Below are 17,236 nucleotides of genomic sequence, written 5' to 3'. Positions count from 1 at the left end.
GTCCTCTTCCTCCGAGTTCCTCCGAGGGGCGGTCGGGCGCGGCTCAGAGCGCGCCGAGGACCTCGCGGACGGCTCCGATCACCTCGTCCTGGACCCGCACCGGCAGCGAGGGGTACATCGGCAGCGAGAAGATCTCCCCGGCGAGCGCCTCGGTCACCGGGAGGTCGCCCTTCCGGTAGCCCAGGTATTCGAAGCCCGTCATGGTGTGGACCGGCCACGGGTAGCTGATGTTGAGCTGGATCCCCCGGGCGGCGAGCGCCTCGATGATCTCGTCGCGGCGGGGGTGGCGGACGACGTACACGTAGTAGACGTGGTCGTTGCCGGGCGCCGTGGCGGGGAGCCGGAGGCCGGTGCCGGCGAGCCCCTCCTCATAGCGCCGGGCGACCGCGCGGCGCCCCTCGATGTAGGTGTCGAGCCGGGTGAGCTTGTGCCGGAGGATCTCGGCGTGCACCTCGTCGAGGCGGCTGTTGTAGGCCGGGGTCTCCACCGTGTAGTAGACGTCGTCCATCCCGTAGAAGCGGAGCCGCCGCAGCCGCCGGTCGGCGTCGCCGCTCCGGGTGATCACGGCCCCTCCGTCCCCGTAGGCGCCCAGCACCTTGGTCGGGTAGAAGGAGAAGGCGGCCGCGTCGCCGGTGGTACCGGCCAGGGTGCCGTTCCGCCGGGCGCCGTGCGCCTGCGCGCAGTCCTCCAGGACGGCCAGGCCGTGCTCCGCGGCCAGTCGGCGCAGCGGCCCCATGTCCACGCACTGCCCGTACAGGTGCACCGGCAGCAGCGCCTTGGTGCGCGGGCCGATCACCGCGGCGACCTGGTCGGTGTCCATCAGGAAGTCCTCGTCGCGGACGTCCACGAAGACGGGGACCGCGCCGACGGCGTTGATCGCCACCACCGTGGGGGCGGCCGTGTTCGACACGGTCACCACCTCGTCCCCGGGGCCCACGCCGAGCGCGCGCAGCCCCAGGACGATGGCGTTGGTCCCGTTGTCGACGCCGACGCAGTGGTCGACCCCGTGCCAGTCGGCGAACTCCCGCTCGAACCCGAGCACGCTGTCGCCGAGGACGAGTCGGCCCGAGGAGAAGACCCGGTCGACGGCGTCGAGGATCTCCTTGCGCTCCTCTCCGTACTCCTCCACGTAGTCCCAGACCCTGATGGTCATTCACGTCTCCATTCGTGTGTTGCGTGCCCTGCGTTGCGTGCCCTGGTCCGCGTTCCCGGCCGGGGGGTTCCGGGGCGGGGCGGCCTCACCGCGCGGCCCCGAGGGCGGCCGGCTCGGCCGTCTCCCTCGGGCCGTCGCGGAACGGCGGCTCCAGCTCCGCCTGCGCGGCGAAGCCGGCGGAGGCGTCCTGCTCGTAGGCGGCCGCCAGCTCCATGAGGTACCGGCCGTAGCCGGACCCGGCCTGGCTCTCGCCGAGCCGGTGGCAGGCCTCGGCCCCGATGAAGCCCATGCGCAGCGCGACCTCCTCGACGCAGGCGATCCGGACGCCCTGGCGCCGCTCCAGGATCCGCACGAACTCGCTCGCCTCCAGCAGCGAGTCGTGGGTGCCGGTGTCGAGCCAGGCGAAGCCCCGCCCCAGGTCGACCAGGTGGGCCCGGCCCTGCTCCAGGTAGACCCGGTTGACGTCGGTGATCTCCAGTTCCCCGCGCTCGGAGGGGCGCAGGTCGGCGGCGATGTCCACCACCTGCTCGTCGTAGAAGTACAGGCCGGTGACCGCGCGGTTGGAGCGCGGGTGCGCGGGCTTCTCCTCCAGGGACAGCAGTCGGCCCCCGGCGTCGGCCTCCCCCACGCCGTAGCGCTCGGGGTCGGAGACCGGGTACCCGAACAGCGTGCACCCGTCGACGGCCCGCGCGTGGTGGTAGAGCAGCGAGGACAGCCCGGGGCCGTGGAAGATGTTGTCCCCCAGGACCAGCGCCGAGGGGTTCGGGCCGATGTGCCGGGCGCCGATGCGGAAGGCGTCGGCGAGGCCGCGCGGCTCGTCCTGCTCGGCGTAGTCGATGCTCAGCCCCAGGGACGCCCCGTCGCCCAGCAGGCGGCGGAACGCGGGCAGGTCCCGGGGGGTGGAGATCACCAGGATCTCCTGGATCCCGCTGAGCATCAGGACCGACAGCGGATAGTAGATCATCGGCTTGTCGTAGACCGGCAGCAGCTGCTTGGAGACCCCCTTGGTGATCGGGTGGAGTCTCGTGCCGCTGCCCCCCGCGAGGATCAGGCCCTTCATGTGGGTGGCCTCCGGTGGTCGGCGGTCGCGCGTTCGCGGTCCGAGGCACCCCGTGAGGGGCCCCGGACACCGCGCGCCCCGGAGCGGGCGTTCCGCCCCTGGCCCCTCATCGTCGGCACCCGGTGCGGGCTCATCCAGGGCGCGGCGGCGGGTGTGTCAGCTCGGGCCGGACCCCTGGACCCGTGCCGGGGGGACGGCGCCCCCCGGCACGGGAGCCGCTTGGGCCCGCCACATGGCCCGCAGCGACTCTTCCAGGGGGGTCCGCGGCCGCCAGTCGAGGAGCGTTGCGGCGAGCCGGACGTCGGCCAGCGACCAGTCCCCGCCCAGCCCGGCGACCGGGGCGGGCTCCTCGGCCACCGCGCCGCGCGGCAGCCCGGCCGCCGCGGCCATCAGGGCGACCGCCTCGGCGATGGGCACCGCCGTCCCGCTGCCGATGTTGACCGCGCGGCCCGACGCCTCCGGGACCTCGGCGGCGCGCAGGACCGCCTCGGCGACGTCCCGGACGTCGACGAAGTCGCGCCGTGCGTCCGCGACGCGGAGCACCGGGCGGCCCCCCGCGGCGGCCTCGCGGAACAGCCGCAGCAGCAGGCCCGGGAAGGAGGCGGGCGAGGGGTGGGGGCCGCACACGTTGGCCAGCCTGAGCACCACCGCGTCGGCCCGCCCCGACCGGGTCGCGGACAGCACCTCCTGCGACCCGGCCAGCCGGCTGCGGGCGTAGGCGTTGCCCGGCCGCGGCGGGGCCGTCTCGTCCACCGCCGTACCGGGGGCGGCCGGGCCGTACTCGTGCAGGGTGCCCAGGTGGACGATGCGCGGCGGGCGGGGCTGGTCGGCGGCGGCCTCCAGGAGGGTGCGGACCGCGCCGACGTTGGCCGCCCGCAGCTCCTCCTCCGACCGGTCCCAGCCGTCGCGGGCGTTGGCCGCGTCGACGGCGTTGACGACGACGCGCGCGTCCGCCTCGCGCAGCAGGGCGCCGAGCTCGCCCGGACCGGCGGCCGCCAGGTCCATGGCGCGGAACCGGTGGCCCCGCATGTGCCCGGCGGGGCCCCGGGCGACCGCGAGGACGGGGGCGCCGCGCGCGGCGCAGGCCGCGACGACGTGCCGCCCCACCCATCCGGTCGCGCCGAGCACCGCGACGGTCCCGCCGTGCGCGGCGGGCGTCATCCGGTCCCCGCCGCGGACCGCAGCTCCTCGTCGAGCCCGCGGCACCGGTCGTAGTCGGGCAGCAGTCCGGCGGCCGCGGCCTCGGCCAGGGTCGGCGCCGCGCGGTCCCGCTCGGACAGCACCGGTGCGACCCCGCCGGGGAGCGGCAGCCGGAGTTCGGGGTCGGTCGGCGCGATCGCCCGCTCGTTCTCGGCGACGTACTCCCGGGAGAGGGTGTAGCTCATGGCGGTGTCGTCCTTGAGCGCCGCGAACAGGTGCCCGACGCCGACCGGCAGGTAGGCGGCGCGGGCGTCGTAGGGGTCCAGCACCACGCTCTCCCAGCGGCCGAAGGTGGGCGAGCCCAGCCGCAGGTCGACGATGAAGTCCAGCGCCCGCCCCCGCGGGCAGTGCACGAACTTGGCCATGCCCGGGGGCGTGGCGGTGTAGTGCAGCCCCCGCACGACGCCGCGCCGGGAGAGGCTGTAGCTGGTCTGGGCGACCGGGAACAGGCGGTGCCCCGTCGCCTCGACGAACGCCGACTCCTGGAAGGGGGAGACGAAGGAGCCGCGGGTGTCGGTGTACACGTGCGGGGTGAAGACGAACGCGCCCTCGATGGCGAGTCTGCGCACCTGCATTCCGCGGTTCACCCCCCGCCCTTCGCGACCCCGACGAACAGGCCCGGCCCGTCCCCGGGCAGGTACTCGACCGCGCAGCCCGCCTCCTCGAACGCCCGCTCGTAGGTGTCGCGCGCGATGACGGCCAGCACGTGCTCGTCCGTGAAGTGCCGGATCCCCGTCTCCCGGTCGGCCACGATGTAGTGCACCTCCATCCGGTGCGCGCCGTCCTCCAGCACGGCCCGGGAGACCCGCGAGATGGTCTTCCGGCCGACGGTGAAGGTGTCCGCGACCACGTGCCGGTCCAGCGCCGTCTCCGGGAAGTACCAGGGCTCAAGCACGATCACCCCGCCGGGCACCAGGTGCCGGGCGAAGGAGGCCAGCGAGGCGCGCACGCCCTCGGCGCCGCCCGTGTAGCCGATCGAGCTGAACATGCAGGTGACCGCGTCGAACCGGCGGCCCAGCCGGAAGTCGCGCATGTCGCCGGTGTGCAGCGCGGTCCCCGGGAGCCGTTCGAGGGCCACCCGGAGCATGTCCTCGGCCAGGTCGACCCCTTCGACCGTGTCGAAGCGGTCCGCCAGGTGGCGCAGGTGCGCCCCGGTCCCGCAGGCCACGTCGAGCAGTGTCGCCGCCCCGGGACGGCGTTCCCGGACGATCGCGGTGACGCGTTCGGCGTCGGCCGCGTAGTCCTTGCCCCGGCCGCTGTAGACGTCCTCGTAGAGTTCGGCCCAGCGGTAGATCCCGGCCAGGCCGCCATCGCGCTCAGCCACGTGCGCCCTCCCCCGTTCCGCGGAGGCGGGGGTGCTCCGGTCCCGGAGGCCGCCTCATACGATCCTCACCTCCGGGACGTACAGCACCCACTTGCCGCCGGCCTCGCGGAACGCCTGCTCCTTGGCCATGATCTCGTCGGCGTGGTTCCAGGCGAAGAGCAGCGCGTAGTCCGGGTACGGCGCGGAGAACCCCTCCGGGGGGACCACGGGGATGTGCGCGCCCGGGGTGAGGCGGCCCTGCTTGGCGGGTGTGCTGTCGTGCACCCGGGCGACCAGGTCCGGGCCGATCCCGCAGTAGTTGGTGACGGTCGCGCTCTTGGCGGTGGCGCCGTACGCCGCGACGGTGCGCCCCTCCTCCTTCAGACGGCGCAGGAGGGCGGACAGGTCGTCGCGGATGGCGGCCACCGCGTCGGCGAACCCGCGCAGGGTCCCGGGGGCGTGCAGCCGGTCCGCCCGCTCCCGCTCGATCAGCTCGGCCACGGCGGGCGAGGGCGTGCGGGCCCCGTGGCGCGCCAGCGTGTAGCGGACCTCGCCGCCGTGCACCGGCAGGCGCTCCACGTCCACCAGCTCCAGTCCGCCGCGCCGGGCCATCTGCTGCACGGAGGTCGCGGTGAAGAAGTAGAAGTGCTCGTCGTAGATCTGGTCGAAGGAGGTCTTGGCGACGATGTCGCCGAGGTAGGGGTCCTCGAAGACGAACACGCCGTCGGGCCCCAGCAGGACGTCGACCCCTTCCAGGATGGACCCCATGTAGGGGATGTGGCACAGCGTGTTGGCGGCGAAGACGACGTCGGCGGGCCCGTACTCTTCGCGCACCGCCTTGGCGGTGGCGGCCTCGAAGAACTCCTCCCGCACGGTGACACCGGCCTCCCGTGCGGCGGCCGCGACACTGCCGGAGGGCTCGAATCCGAGGTGGCGCACCCCGGCGTCGCGGACGGTCCCCAGCATGACCCCGTCGTTGGAGCCGATCTCCACGATGAAGGGGGACTCGGACACCGCCTCGTTCTCCAGGAAGTGGCGCGCGGTGGCGCGGAAGTGCTCGCGCATCACCGCCGACCCCTTGGAGAAGTACGGGTAGTCGGCGTTGAACATCCGCTCCCTGGGGACCTCCTCCATGAGCTGCACCATGGAGCAGGAGCCGCACAGACCCACGGCGAGCCGGTAGAAGAACTCGTCGGCGGCGTCGCCGCCGGGGTCGAGGAACGCGTCGGAGAGCGGCTGCCGCCCGAGGTCGAGGAAGCCGTCGACGTCCCCTCCGCAGATGCGGCACTGGACGGGGCCGAGCTCCGTTCCGGTGGGTCCGGTCATAGGTCTGCTCCTTGGCGTGAGTGGGCCCGGAGGCGCTCGTCAGGTCATGGAGGTGCGGACGGGAGAGGGGCCGTGCCCGGCGCGGCCGGGCCCCGGCGGAGGGCACCGGCCCCGACCCTTCCCCGGTGGGCCGCGCCCGGCCAGGGAGCGCGTCCGAACGTGTCAAGTCGCCGCGGCGGCCCGCCGGGGCGTGTGCCGGTCATTTCGGAACATTTTTCGCTGATCATGACAAAGCCTGATTTGAGCGGTAGGGAACGGGCCGCGCAGGGCCGACGATCCCCGGACCGCCCCGGCCGCGCCGCGGGCGCCCCGCCCGAAAGGACGCTCCATGACCACCGCACGCCCGGCCGAGCGGCCGCCCTCCCCTGCGGAGGCGCCCGCCCGCCACCACCTCAGCGAAGTCCAGGGCTTACGCGGCCTCGCGGTCTCCCTGGTCGTGGTGGCGCACATCAACTCCACCTACCTGACCGGCGGCTACATCGGCGTCGACGTCTTCTTCGTGATCTCCGGCTTCATCATCACCACCCTGCTGCTGCGCGAGTGGCGCGAGCACGGGCGCATCTGTCTGACCGCCTTCTACGCCCGCAGGATCCGGCGGATCCTGCCCGCGGCGACCCTGGTCCTGCTGACCGCCGGCCTGGCCTCGCTCGCGCTACTGCCCCCCGCGCAGGTCGCCGAGACCGGGCGCCAGGTGCTGGCCTCCGCCGTCTTCGCGGAGAACCTGCTGCTGGCCTCCTACCACGCCCCGGGCGTCCCCGACTTCCCCGCCGAGACCATGAACGCGGTCGCCCACTACTGGTCGCTGGCCACCGAGGAGCAGTTCTACCTGGTGTGGCCGCTGCTGGTGATCGGCTGGACCGCCCTGCCCCGCCGCCTGCGCGGCCTGCGCACGCTGTTCGCCGCCGGAACCGTGGTCCTGCTGGGCTCCCTGGCCGCCTCGGCGCTGCTCACCTCCCCCGACGGGATGGGCATGGCCTTCTACCTGTCGCACACCCGGCTCTGGGAGCTGGCGGTCGGCTGCCTGCTCGCGGTCGCCCTGGTGCACCGCTCCCTGCCCGTCCGGTTCCGCGCGCCGCTGGGCTGGGCCGGACTCGCCGCCGTCCTCGCCTCCGCCTTCCTCTTCGACGAGCAGACCGCCTTTCCCGGGTGGATCGCCGCGGTGCCGGTGCTGGGGGCCGCGGCGGTGATCGCCGCCGCCGACTCGCCCGGCCGGTGGACCGCCTACCGGCTGCTCAGCACCGCACCGGCGCGGTTCGTCGGCGACATCTCCTATGCCCTCTACCTGTGGCACTGGCCGCTGATCGTGTTCTGGCCCGCCCTCACCGGCGGCCGCCTGAGCTGGGGCTGGCCCGACGGCCTGGTCATCGGCGTGCTGTCGCTACTGCTGGCCTGGGGGACCAAGGTCCTGGTCGAGGACCCGGTACGGCACCGGGCCCTGCTGCGCTCCCCGCGGGCCGCGGTGGCCTTCGCCGCCGCGTGCACGCTCCTGCTCGCGGCACTGGCCTGGGCGATGCTCTCGGCCGCCGGGGGGTGACCGCCCGCCGCCCGCGCCGGGTCCGCCCGGGCGGACCCGGCGCGGGGGCAGGGGGTGCGGTGGTGCAGGGGGGGACCCATGAGAATCACACATGTCCACCCATGGCCAGATCACTCGCCATCGATCGGTACTTCTGTAGAGAATGTACGCACTTGGTACGAACCGCCGCACATGTGAGGAGACCGATGATGGACTCGGCACCGACGGAACAGGTTCGCGACACCGACGAGGACACCGACGCCCTCGACCTGAACATCCACGTCTTCGAGAACTGGTCCGCCTCCCCCGAGGCCGCCATGAACCCCACCACCATCACCTGGGCCGTCGCGCAGGGGCGCGGCGGACCTGCGGTCTGAGTGCCGCAGCGGCCCGAGACGGGCGGCCTCCGGGGCCCCTTGGCCTTCAAGGCGGGTCTGCACGCGCGGACCGTCCCCGGTCAGGCCGTCTACGTCTTCTCCGAACACCGGGTCACCGCACTGCGCGGGCGCCACGTTGAGGCCCTGGCCCCACTGCTGGACGGAACCCGCGACCTGGCGGCCCTGCAGCGCGCCGCCCCCGCCGGGCTGGCCCCGGACCGTGTCGCCGAGCTGGTCGCCCGCCTGGACCGGGCCGGCCTCATCGGCCCCGCCCCCCAGGCGCCGCCGGAGCGGGCCGCCTTCTGGGAGGCCGGAGGCGCCGACCCGGCCGCCGCCGAGCGCTCGGTCTCCGGGACGGCGGTACAGCCCGTGGCGCTCGGCACCGCGCGCACCGAGGAGACCGCTTCGGCGCTGGCCGACACCGGGCTGGGGGTGCGCGCACCGGTCCGGCACGCCCCGGGGGCCCCGCTCGGGCTCGCCCCCGACGCCGACCTGACCGTCGTGCTGTGCACCGACTACCTCGCCCCCGGGCTGGAGGAGGTCGACGCCGCGCACCGCCGAAACGGCCGCCCCTGGCTGCTCGCCCGCCCCACCGGCGCCGTCATGTGGATCGGGCCGCTGTTCACCCCGCTGGAGGGCGGCGGCTGCTGGCACTGCCTGGCGCACCGGCTGCGCTTCCACCGCCAGGGCGAACTCCACGCGTTGGAGGCCGTGGGCGGAGCCGCGGAGGTGGACCGCCCCGGCGCCGCCGTCCCCGCGCTCACCGCCGCGGGCGCCGGCCTGGTCGCCACGGAGGCGGCCAAATGGGCCGCCGGGCACCGCGGCCCCTGGCAGCGGTCCGTGTGGACCATGGACACCGTCACCCTGGAGGCGCGGCTGCACCCGCTGCACGCCCGCCCCCAGTGCCCCGCCTGCGGCGACCCCTCCCTCGTCCGCGCACAGGCCCACCGCGCGGTGCGGCCGCGCCCGCGCCCCCGGGACGCGCAGGAGGGCACCGGCCACCGGTCCCTGTCGTCCCGCGACGTGCTCGACACCTACGCGCACCTGATCAGCCCGGTCACCGGCCTGGTCAAGGAGCTCACCCCCGTCGAGGGGCCGCCCGGGTTCCACACCTACCGCAGCGGCCCCAACGCGGCGGCGCCCGGGACGGGCCCGGACGGGCTGCGCGCCGTGCTGCGGGTGGAGAACGGCGGCAAGGGCACCACGGACGAGCAGGCCCGGGCGAGCGCGCTGTGCGAGGCGCTGGAGCGGCGCAGCGGGACCTACCACGGGGACGAGGAGCGGATCCGGGGGAGCTACACGGAGCTCGCCGACACCGCGGTGCACCCGGCCGACTGCCTGCTCTACGACCCCCGGCAGTACGCCGAACGCGAGCGGTGGAACGCCGAGCACGGCGCCTTCCAGTTCGTGTGCGCCCCCTTCGACGAGGACGCCGCGACGGACTGGACGCCGCTGTGGTCGCTCACCGAGGAGCGCCGACGGCTGCTCCCCACGGCGATGCTGTACTTCGCCGCCCCACCGGAGCCGGGCGAGCCCGCGGTGGTGGCCGACTCGAACGGCTGCGCGGCCGGAGCCCTCCTGGAGGACGCCGTGCTCCAGGGCGCGCTGGAGGTCGTGGAGCGGGACGCCGTGGCGCTGTGGTGGTACAACCGGACGCCCTGCCCCGGGGTGGACCTGGACGCCTTCGCCGACCCCTGGGTGGAGCGGATGCGCAGGGTGTACCCCGGCCTCGGACGGGAGTTCTGGGTCCTGGACGTCACCTCCGACCTGGGGGTGCCCGCGATGGCCGCGGTGACCCGGCGCACGGACGGCGGGCCGGAGGAGGTCATGTTCGGCTTCGGGGCGCACCTGGACGCAGGGGTGGCCCTGCGCCGGGCGGTCGCGGAGATGAACCAGCTCCTCGCCGCCACCGCGCGGAGCGCGGACTGGGGCGACCCGGACGCCGACCGCTGGCTGCGCGGCCCGGGGACGGCGGCCGGGGCCTACCTGCTCCCCGACCCGGACCGGAAGCCGTCCGTCCCCGGCGGCCATCCGCCGGCCGCCGGGGCCGACGCGGCCGCCGACGTCCTGGAGCTGCGGGACCGGTTCGCCGCGCGCGGCCTGGACATGCTGGTGCTCGACCAGACGCGGCCGGACATCGGGCTCCCGGTGGCCAAGGTCGTCGTCCCGGGGATGCGCGGCATGTGGGCGCGCCTGGCCCCCGGGCGGCTCTTCGACGTCCCGGTCGAGCTGGGGCGCCTGTCCGCCCCGACGGACTACGCCGACCTCAACCCCTACCCGCTGTTCCTGTGACCGGCGCGGCCGGGGCCCGGCCGCCCGCAGCCCTCAGAACCACCCGGACTCGCGGGCGATCCGGATCGCGTCCACCCGGTTGCGGGCGTTGAGCTTGGACACCGCCGAGGTCAGGTAGTTGCGGACGGTCCCGGGGGTGAGGAAGAGCCCGTCGGCGATCTCGACCACGTCGCGCCCGTCCGCGGTCAGCCGCAGGACTTCCAGCTCGCGCGAGGTCAGCGGGCAGTCGGCGCTGTCGAAGGCGGCGATCGCCAGCTCCGCGTCGATCACCCGGCGCCCGGCGTGCACCCCCCGCACGGCCTCGGCCAGCTTGCCCGGCGGCGCGTCCTTCGGCAGGAACCCCCCGACCTTGGCGGCCAGCGCCCTGCGCAGCGCCCCCGGCGTTCCCAGGCTGGTCAGGATCAGCGTGCGGACCTGGGGCGCCTCGGTACGCAGCTGCGCCGCGGCGGTGAGCCCGTCCATCCCGGGCAGGTCGATGTCGATGATCACCACGTCCGGCCGGTGCGCCAGGACCGTGGGCAGGATCCGGTCGCCCGCGTCGATGTCGGCGACGACCTCGATGTCCTCCTCGAATTGCAGCAGGGAGACCAGGGCCCCGCGCACCATGTGCATATCCTCGGCGAGGACCACGCGGATCACGGTGATCTCCCCATCTCCTCGCGCCCCGCCAGAACCGCCATTTATCCGAAATGTACCTTTAAGTCGCTTATCCGAAAACCTGCGCCATGCTACCGCAGTCGGCCCCGCCCCTACTATTCCATTTTGTCCGCAAACAGCCAGAGGTCCCGAACAAAGCACCGTTCCCCGGCGCCCCGGCCGGTCAGCGGCCCCGCGCCCCCGGGCCCACCAGCCCCTCCGGCCCCGTCTGGGCCCCGGCCCGCGCCTCGGCCGCGAACCCCGCCTCCCCCAGGGCCGCGCGCACCGCCCCGGCCACCCGGTCGACGTCCCGGCGCTCGGCCGCGGGCAGCGGGGCGCCGATCCCCTCCCGCACCGCCGCGGCCGCGCCGAGCAGCCGCGCCGCCTCGGTGTGCTCCCCGGCCAGCGCCTTAGCCCCGGCCAGCCCCTCCAGGGCCAGCGCCACCGCCCGCGGTTCCCCGGACGCCCCCGCGGCGGCGTACCCCTCGGTCTGCAGGCGCAGCGCCTCCTCCGGGTCGCCGCGCAGCTCGGCCACGAACCCCAGCTCGGCCAGGATCAGCGCCAGGGTGCTGTCGCCCCCTCGCCCGCCGATCCAGTCCCGCAGCCGGAGCAGGTGCGCCTCGGCCGCGTCCAGGTCGCCCTCGCGGCGGGCGACGAGCCCGAGTCCGAGCTCGGCGTACCGCCGGCCGAAGTGGTCGGAGTGCTCCTCGGCCGTGCGCACCCCCCGCTCGTGGAACTCCCGGGCCGCCCGATAATCCCCGTTGAGCAGGGCGATCCTGCCGATCCCGGAGTACTTCCAGGAGGCGTCGTGCCAGAGGCCGAGCCCCTCGGCGATCCGCAGGCCCTCCCGGTGCAGCCGCTCCGCCCGCCCGTAGTCGCCGGTGATCTCGGCGAGCGTGGCCAGGGCGTCCCCGGCCTGGACCAGCCCCCACTGGTCGCCCAGCTCCCGGAAGTACTCCAGGCTCTGCTCCCCGTCCCGGGCGGCACCGGCCAGGTCCCCGGCGAACAGCCCGTACCAGGTGCGCTGCGCCAGGGCGGCCGCAGTGCCCCACCGGTCGCCGTGCGCCCGGAAGTCGATCAGCGCCTCCTCGATCAGCTCCGCGCCCAGTCCGTTCTTGTTCACCGCGAACAGCGCCGTGGCCAGGAACCAGCGGGCGCGGGCGCGCTCCAGGGGACCGGCCCCGCGGCCGGAGGAGAGCGCCCGACGGGCCTGCCCGACCGGGTCGGGCCCGGTACGCGTCAGCACCCCGATCCCGGCCGCCCACACCTGAAGGTCCGCACGCGTCCCGCCGCGGCCCGCCCCGTCGAGCGCCAGCGCCGCCGCCAGCGACCGCTGCGCCTCCCGCAGCCGCCCGCGCAGGCACCAGTACCACGTGAGGGCCGCCACCAGGCGCTCGGCCCGGGCGGCGTCGCCGCCCCGGACCGCGGTGTCCAGCGCCGTGCGCAGGTTCGCGGACTCGGCGTCCAGCCGCCGCAGCCAGGTGCGCTGCTGCGGCCCGTACAGGTAGGGCGCCGCCCGCTCGGCGAACGCGGTGTAGTGGTCGGCGTGCCGGCCGGCCAGCGCGGCCGCCTCCCCGGCCTCCTCCAGCCGCTCGGCGCAGTAGGCCGCGACCGACTCCAGCAGCCAGTAGCGTGGGCCCTCGGCGCCGTCGACCATGATCACCAGGGACCGCGCGACCAGCCGCCCCAGCGTGTCGACCACGTCCTCGGCGGCCACCCCGTCCCCGGAGCACACCGCCTCGGCCGCGGCCAGGCCGCACCCGTCGGCGTGCGCCGCCAGGCGGCGCAGCACCAGGCGCTCGTCGGCGCCGAGCGTCTCCCAGCTCCAGTCGATGGTGGCGCGCAGCGTCCGCTGCCGCTCCGGCGTCCCCCGGCGCCCCCCGGTGAGCAGGCGGAACCGGTCGTCCAGCCGCTCCGCCAGCGCGTGCACGCCCAGCGCGCGCACCCGGNAGGCCGTCCAGCCGGCGGCAGACCGCCGCGATCCGCTCGGCGTTCCCCTCGTCCAGGGCGAACCCGGGGGCCGACGCGGCGGCGCGCCGCACGAAGAGCTCCACGGCCCCGCTGGCGCGCACCTCCTCCGTCCCCGCCCCCGGCTCCGGCACGTCGAGCGGCGGCACCAGGTACAGCCGCTCGCCCGGGACCTCCAGCGGCTCCCGGCCGGTCGCCAGCACCCGCAGCCCCGGCGCCCGCCCGAGCAGCAGCCCGGCGAGCTCGGCCGCCCCGCCGACCACCCGCTCGCAGCCGTCCAGCACCAGCAGCACCTCGGCCCCGCGCACCGCCTCGGACAGCCGGTCCACCGCGTCCTCCCGGTCCCGCACGGCCGGGACCGGGTCGCGCAGCTCCATCACCTCGCAGACCGCCTCGGCGACCGCGGACGCGGTGGGCTCCCCGGACACGTCGGTCCGGCGGAGCCCCCCGTCGGCCTCGACCGTCCAGACCCCATCGGGGAAGTCGCCCTGGAGCACCGAGGCGACCTCGGTGGCCAGCCGGGTCTTGCCGACACCGCCCGGCCCGGTCAGCGTCACCAGGCGCTCGCCGCGCAGCAGCGCCGCCACCTCGGCCACCGCGCCGGGGCGGCCGACCAGTTCGGTGACGGGCGCCGGCAGGTTCGTCCCGCCCCGTACCGGCCCGGCGGAGGGCTCCGGCGCGTCCAGCGACGGGTCCTGCCGCAGGATCGCGTCGCGCAGGCGGGTCGTCTCGGCCGCGGGGTCCACCCCCAGCTCCGCGCGGAGCCGGTGCTCCAGGTCCGCATGGCTCTGCAGGGCCTCACTCTGGCGCCCCGAGCGGTAGAGGGCCAGCATGTGGGCCGCGCGCATGCGCTCGCGCAGCGGGTGGGCGTCGACCAGGTCGGCCAGCTCGCCCGCGACCATGTGGTGCTCGCCCAGGGCCAGCCGGGCCTCGGCCTGCTCCTCCAAGGCGGCGACCCGCATCTCCTCCAGGCGGGCGACGGCCGGACGGGCGAAGTCCTCGTCGGCGAAGTCGGCCAGCGCCGGGCCGCGCCACAGCGCCAGCGCGTCGGCCAGCAGCGCCGCCCGGGCCCCGGTACCGCGGGCCGAACGGGCGCGCGCCAGCAGTTCGGCGAAGCGGTCCGCGTCCACCACCTCCGGGCCGCCCTTGAGGAGGTAGCCGGAGGGCCCCAAGGCCACCAGCCCGCGCCCGCCCGGTTCGGCGTCCTCCAACGCGCGGCGGAGCTGGGAGACCTTCGCCCTGAGCGCGGCGACCGGCCTGCCCGGGGGAGAGCCGCCCCACAGGCCGTCGACCAGGCGGTCGGCGGAGACCGGCCTGCCCTCGCCGACGAGCAGGGCCGCGAGCAGGGAGCGCACCTTCAGCTCGGGCACCCGGACCGGGTGCCCGGCCGACGTCCACACCTCCAGCGGCCCGAGTATTCCGAATCGCATCAGCCGATCGGAGGACGCGCCCGGAAAAGGGCCGTTCCCCCGCCCCCTTTCACAGCGGTCGTGCGGGTGGTCCGCGCGGTCCGGAGGACTTCCGAAACGCAACCAATCTAACCGTTCGCCCCTCCCCGCGGTCACTCCCGACCGGGGGCGCCTCCCCTTCCCGCAGCCCCGGGGGGGAAAGGTGACAAAGTCGCCGTTCGGGAAAACGGGCCGTGCCGGTGCGGTACCTAGCATCGCCTCGTCGTGCCCCGGGGCCCTCCGGAGGCCAAACGCGATCGGCGAACGGACCCGTCCATGACCGACGACTCAGCCCCGGGCGGCCCCGCCTGGTTCGACGACTCCAAGCTCGGCGTCATCATCCACTGGGGCGCCGCATCGATCCCCGCCTACGCACCGGTGCGCCGTGCGCATGTGCCCGACCCGGTGGCCGACGGCGACGTCTTCGAGCGCGCCTCGAACCCGGGCTGGTGGCGTACCGACGGCGACGCGATGATGTACCAGAACGCGCTCGCCCTGCCCGGCAGCGCGGTGGCGCGCCACCACGCCCTGCACTACGGGGACCTGCCCTACTCGGCCTTCGTGGAGCGCTTCCGGGACGAGACGCTGCCCGCGTGGGACCCCCGCCCGTGGGCCGAGCTCTTCGAGCGGGCCGGGGCGGGGTACGTGGTGTTCTGCGCCAAGGGCGAGGACGGCTTCCTGCTCTGGCCGAGCGAGCACCCCAACCCCCGCGTGGACGGCTGGCAGTCCGAGCGCGACGCCGTCGGCGACCTCGCGGCCGAGGTGCGCGCACGCGGGATGGAGTTCGGCGTCTACTACAGCGCCTGGGACTTCGCCACCTCCCACCCGCCGGTGCGCGACCTGGAGTCGGCCTTGGCCGCCGTCCCCCGGGACGAGGAGTACCGGGAGCGGTTCGTCTCCCACTGGAAGGAGCTCGTCCGCCGGTACCGCCCCGTCACCCTGTGGAACGACTACGGCGTCTCCCCTCCCGGCACCGACCTCCCGGCGCTCTTCGACTGGTACCGGTCCCAGGTCCCCGAGGGGCTGGTGAACGACCGGTTCGACCTGCCCGCGCAGACCTCGGGCGAACTGCCCTGCGGGTACGCCACGCCGGAGGGCACCACGGTCGGCCCCGAGGGGCGCCGGTGGCAGGCGGTGTGGCCGCTGAGCACCGGCTACTGCTTCAACCGCGAGGAGACCGACGCCGACCACATCTCCCCCGAGGCCCTCGTCCACGCGCTCGTCGACATCGTGGCCCGGGGCGGGACCATGCTGGTCAACGTGGGCCCCACCGGGGCCGGGGCCGTCCCCTGGTCGCAGTCGCAGCGCCTGCTCGCCCTGGGGGCCTGGCTCGGCGAGCACGGCGAGGCGATCCGCGGCACCCGGCCGTGGAGCACCGTGCACGGAATGACCGACGAGGGCGTGCAGACCCGCTACACCCGCAAGGGCGACGACCTGTACGCGATCGTGCTCGGCACCCCGCGGACCCGCACCCTCGGGCTGGACCTGAGGCTGCACGGCGGGGCCCGAGTGGAGCAGGTCGGCCGCCCCGGCCCCCTGCCCTGGAGCGACTCCCCGCACGGCGTCGCCGTCGAGCTGCCCGAGGCCCCGGCCCCGCAGCCGGCCATGGCGGTGCGCATCGGCCCGGCCGGCGCGGTCGAGCCGACCGGCCCGCCCCCGGCGGACGGCGCCGGATGACCCCCGGCCCCGGCCCCGCCCCGACCAGAACACCAGGGAACACGGTGCCGCCCGACCGGCGGCGCCGTTCACGCGTCGAGAGGTTCGGACGAGCATGAGAGCACTGTTCCTGCCGGGCAACAGCCCGGCCACGATCTACACGCACGCCGCCCTGGCCACCTCGGTCCGCAACGCCGGGCACGAGGTCTTCATGGGCGGCATCGAATGGGTGCTGCCGGACATCACCGCGGTGGGCCTGCCCGCGGTGCGGATCTCGCCGCTGGCGCTGGAGGACGTCATGGCCTTCATGGCCGGGATGCCCACCGACCCGGACGGGGCGGCGCGGGCGGCCGGCCGGGTGTACGCCGAGATCGCCGTCGACGGGCTGAAGCCGCTGCTGGAGATGGCCGAGCACTGGCGGCCCGACGTCGTGGTGGGCAACCCGATGTTCTACGGCGCCCCGCTGCTGGCCCACCACCTGGGCGTACCGACGGTCCTGCAGGAGTGGGACCGCGGCGACGCCTCGATCTACCACCCCGGCGCCCTGGAGGTGCTCCGGCCGGTCCTGGACGACCTGGGCCTGGACCGGCTCCCCGAACCGGACCTGCGGATCGATGTCGGCCCGCCGAGCCTGCGCCCCGGCGGCGCGCCCGGGGCGCGTCCGATGCGCTTCGTCCCGGCCAACCCCCAGCGCGCGGTCGAGCCGTGGATGTACGGCAGGGGGGACCGCCCCCGGGTGGCCATCACCGGGGGGAGCCGCGTCTTCCAGGGGGACCGGCTGCACGCGCTGGCCGAGGGCGTCGCCGCGCTGGGCGTCGAGGTCGTCGTCGCCGCGCCGGAGCCGGTGGCCGAGGAGCTGCGCACCCGGATGCCGGAGGTGCGCGCCGGGTGGATCCCGCTCGACGTGCTGGCCCCCACCTGCGACGTGATCGTCCACCACGGCGGCGGCGCCACGGACATGACCGCGATCGCCTCGGGGGTGCCCCAGCTGATCGCCATCCAGGACGTCTCCTCCGTGGAGATGCGCCGCCTGGCCGAGGCCGGCGCGGGGATCATGCTGGAGGAGGACCGGCAGCGGCCGGAGGACATCGTCGAGGGCTGCCGCGACCTGCTCTCCTCCCCCGGGTACCGCGGCCGGGCCCAGGAGCTGGCGGCGGAGAACGCCGCCCAGCCGCACCCCGGCGCGCTGGTCGGCGCCATCGAGGAGCTGGTCGGCGGCTGACCCGGGCACGCCGTCGCCGGGCGCGGCCCGCGCCCGGCGAGGGCGCACTCGGCGCTGCGCGGGCCCGCCGGCCCGCGCAGCG

The 17,236-nt window shown here is 75.5% G+C and carries 13 protein-coding genes and 1 pseudogene; 5 read left to right on the top strand and 9 right to left on the bottom strand.

The window, feature by feature from the left end; all coding sequences use genetic code 11:
- Nucleotides 1-43: 43 nt before the first annotated feature.
- The 6 genes from D476_RS0109915 to D476_RS0109890 form a co-directional block, all read right to left on the bottom strand.
- On the bottom strand, nucleotides 44-1,153 hold the full coding sequence (locus tag D476_RS0109915; RefSeq protein WP_017623796.1) for a DegT/DnrJ/EryC1/StrS family aminotransferase: 1,110 nt from the start codon (nucleotides 1,151-1,153) through the stop codon (nucleotides 44-46).
- An 85-nt stretch (nucleotides 1,154-1,238) separates the two neighbouring features.
- A complete protein-coding gene (gene rfbA / locus D476_RS0109910; protein ID WP_017623795.1) occupies nucleotides 1,239-2,213 on the bottom strand; it encodes a glucose-1-phosphate thymidylyltransferase RfbA in 975 nt (324 codons plus the stop codon).
- 156 nt (nucleotides 2,214-2,369) lie between these two features.
- The gene (locus D476_RS32750; protein WP_017623794.1) at nucleotides 2,370-3,374 is read right to left on the bottom strand and encodes an NAD-dependent epimerase/dehydratase family protein; all 1,005 of its coding nucleotides are present in this window, start codon (nucleotides 3,372-3,374) and stop codon (nucleotides 2,370-2,372) included.
- Nucleotides 3,371-3,988 carry a dTDP-4-dehydrorhamnose 3,5-epimerase family protein gene (locus D476_RS0109900; protein WP_017623793.1) on the bottom strand — a complete coding sequence of 206 codons (618 nt, stop codon included), beginning with the start codon at nucleotides 3,986-3,988 and terminating at the stop codon, nucleotides 3,371-3,373. Before D476_RS0109900 ends, D476_RS32750 begins: the two co-directional genes overlap by 4 nt.
- Nucleotides 3,989-3,996: 8 nt before the next feature.
- Nucleotides 3,997-4,737 carry a class I SAM-dependent DNA methyltransferase gene (locus D476_RS0109895; protein WP_017623792.1) on the bottom strand — a complete coding sequence of 247 codons (741 nt, stop codon included), beginning with the start codon at nucleotides 4,735-4,737 and terminating at the stop codon, nucleotides 3,997-3,999.
- Between the two features lie 54 nt (nucleotides 4,738-4,791).
- Nucleotides 4,792-6,042: a class I SAM-dependent methyltransferase gene (locus tag D476_RS0109890; RefSeq protein WP_017623791.1), complete on the bottom strand. Its 1,251-nt coding sequence runs from the start codon at nucleotides 6,040-6,042 to the stop codon at nucleotides 4,792-4,794.
- Between the two features lie 328 nt (nucleotides 6,043-6,370).
- Here D476_RS0109890 and D476_RS32745 point away from each other — a divergent pair, with 328 nt between their 5' ends.
- From D476_RS32745 to D476_RS0109875, 3 genes are all read left to right on the top strand, one after another.
- A complete protein-coding gene (locus D476_RS32745; protein ID WP_017623790.1) occupies nucleotides 6,371-7,576 on the top strand; it encodes an acyltransferase family protein in 1,206 nt (401 codons plus the stop codon).
- A 185-nt stretch (nucleotides 7,577-7,761) separates the two neighbouring features.
- A complete protein-coding gene (locus D476_RS37895) occupies nucleotides 7,762-7,932 on the top strand; it encodes a hypothetical protein (protein WP_017623789.1) in 171 nt (56 codons plus the stop codon).
- Between the two features lie 39 nt (nucleotides 7,933-7,971).
- Nucleotides 7,972-10,224: a TOMM precursor leader peptide-binding protein gene (locus D476_RS0109875; protein WP_239648655.1), complete on the top strand. Its 2,253-nt coding sequence runs from the start codon at nucleotides 7,972-7,974 to the stop codon at nucleotides 10,222-10,224.
- Between the two features lie 33 nt (nucleotides 10,225-10,257).
- Here the strand turns inward: D476_RS0109875 and D476_RS0109870 are convergent, their stop codons facing one another.
- The 3 genes and pseudogenes from D476_RS0109870 to D476_RS39660 form a co-directional block, all read right to left on the bottom strand.
- On the bottom strand, nucleotides 10,258-10,863 hold the full coding sequence (locus D476_RS0109870) for a response regulator transcription factor (protein ID WP_017623787.1): 606 nt from the start codon (nucleotides 10,861-10,863) through the stop codon (nucleotides 10,258-10,260).
- A 181-nt stretch (nucleotides 10,864-11,044) separates the two neighbouring features.
- The gene (locus D476_RS39665) at nucleotides 11,045-12,805 is read right to left on the bottom strand and encodes an ATP-binding protein (protein WP_275041545.1); all 1,761 of its coding nucleotides are present in this window, start codon (nucleotides 12,803-12,805) and stop codon (nucleotides 11,045-11,047) included.
- 355 nt (nucleotides 12,806-13,160) lie between these two features.
- Nucleotides 13,161-14,258 (bottom strand): annotated as a pseudogene (locus tag D476_RS39660) (AfsR/SARP family transcriptional regulator); the annotation flags it as partial.
- A 243-nt stretch (nucleotides 14,259-14,501) separates the two neighbouring features.
- Here D476_RS39660 and D476_RS32735 point away from each other — a divergent pair.
- Both D476_RS32735 and D476_RS0109855 read left to right on the top strand, forming a co-directional pair.
- On the top strand, nucleotides 14,502-15,953 hold the full coding sequence (locus D476_RS32735; protein ID WP_338036237.1) for an alpha-L-fucosidase: 1,452 nt from the start codon (nucleotides 14,502-14,504) through the stop codon (nucleotides 15,951-15,953).
- Between the two features lie 94 nt (nucleotides 15,954-16,047).
- Nucleotides 16,048-17,154 (top strand): nucleotide disphospho-sugar-binding domain-containing protein, encoded by a 1,107-nt coding sequence (locus D476_RS0109855; protein ID WP_017623783.1) that lies wholly within the window; start codon nucleotides 16,048-16,050, stop codon nucleotides 17,152-17,154.
- Nucleotides 17,155-17,236: the final 82 nt, after the last annotated feature.

It is taken from the genome of Nocardiopsis chromatogenes YIM 90109, from assembly GCF_000341185.1.
GTDB classification, from domain to species: Bacteria; Actinomycetota; Actinomycetes; order Streptosporangiales; family Streptosporangiaceae; genus Nocardiopsis_A; species Nocardiopsis_A chromatogenes.
This window is presented reverse-complemented; position numbering and strand designations above follow the sequence as displayed.

Coding starts and splice junctions, on each gene's coding strand:
- D476_RS32750 (WP_017623794.1), bottom strand. CDS start 3,374: ATGACGCCCGCCGCGCACGGCGGGACCGTCGCGGTGCTCGGCGCGACC.
- D476_RS0109915 (WP_017623796.1), bottom strand. CDS start 1,153: ATGACCATCAGGGTCTGGGACTACGTGGAGGAGTACGGAGAGGAGCGC.
- D476_RS32745 (WP_017623790.1), top strand. CDS start 6,371: ATGACCACCGCACGCCCGGCCGAGCGGCCGCCCTCCCCTGCGGAGGCG.
- D476_RS0109900 (WP_017623793.1), bottom strand. CDS start 3,988: ATGCAGGTGCGCAGACTCGCCATCGAGGGCGCGTTCGTCTTCACCCCG.
- D476_RS37895 (WP_017623789.1), top strand. CDS start 7,762: ATGATGGACTCGGCACCGACGGAACAGGTTCGCGACACCGACGAGGAC.
- rfbA (WP_017623795.1), bottom strand. CDS start 2,213: ATGAAGGGCCTGATCCTCGCGGGGGGCAGCGGCACGAGACTCCACCCG.
- D476_RS0109890 (WP_017623791.1), bottom strand. CDS start 6,042: ATGACCGGACCCACCGGAACGGAGCTCGGCCCCGTCCAGTGCCGCATC.
- D476_RS0109855 (WP_017623783.1), top strand. CDS start 16,048: ATGAGAGCACTGTTCCTGCCGGGCAACAGCCCGGCCACGATCTACACG.